A 248-nucleotide genomic window follows, 5' to 3' on the forward strand; every position below is an offset into this window, starting at 1 on the left:
GGACGTTATTACACAGGAACTACTGCCGCTACTTTTGGAAATTATACCTTTCCGGTACCATCTTATCAGGGGCAGGTGCCTTTTGTTATGAGGCTTACTGCAGATGGAACAGTTAAATGGACGAAAATTCCTGATGGTTTCACAAATTCCGTCGGATATCGTTTTATGAAAGGGAAAATTGTTCTTAACGGAAACGAAATCGCATTTGCCAAGGCAAGTAAGAGTGACATCTGGGGAAGTTACTCCAT

1 protein-coding gene is annotated in these 248 nt (G+C 41.9%); it reads left to right on the forward strand.

Annotated elements, in window-relative coordinates; genetic code table 11:
- Positions 1–248 (forward strand): hypothetical protein (locus tag SB689_RS23825; protein WP_410694506.1); only part of this gene is annotated, 248 nt, incomplete at both ends.

The sequence above is a fragment of the Chryseobacterium sp. SIMBA_038 genome (assembly GCF_046535115.1).
Lineage (GTDB): Bacteria > Bacteroidota > Bacteroidia > Flavobacteriales > Weeksellaceae > Chryseobacterium.